1 protein-coding gene is annotated in these 340 nt (G+C 74.1%); it reads right to left on the bottom strand.

What is annotated here, in order from left to right; all coding sequences use genetic code 11:
• Positions 1 to 340 (bottom strand): histidine kinase (locus tag ACLZOT_RS50855; protein WP_416976099.1); only part of this gene is annotated, 340 nt, incomplete at both ends.

Raw genomic sequence — 340 nt, 5'->3', positions numbered from 1 at the left:
GTTCGACATCGGCTGCCCGCAGTGCGGAGACCGCGTGGTCGAGCTCGGTGCTGAGGCTGCCCCGCCGGTACCCCGTCACGGCCTCGCGGATCTCCGTGAGCGCCTGGCGCCCGACCGCCTCGATGTCGCCGATCTGGGACAGCGCGGCGTCCAGGTCGCGGTGTGCCAGCCGCCGGGCCGCCTCCGACTTGACCACGATCACGGACAGGGTGTGCCCCAGCAGGTCGTGCAGGTCCCGGGAGAACCGCAGCCGCTCCTCCGCCACCGCCCGCGTCGCCAGTTCCTCCCGGGCCGCGCGCAGTTCCCGTACGGCGTCGGACAGGCCCAGGATCGCGGCCGT

It is taken from the genome of Streptomyces sp. 4F14, from assembly GCF_048159485.1.
Classification (GTDB): domain Bacteria; phylum Actinomycetota; class Actinomycetes; order Streptomycetales; family Streptomycetaceae; genus Streptomyces.
The sequence above is the reverse complement of the archived record's forward strand: the minus strand, read 5'-3'. Positions and strand labels throughout refer to the sequence as shown.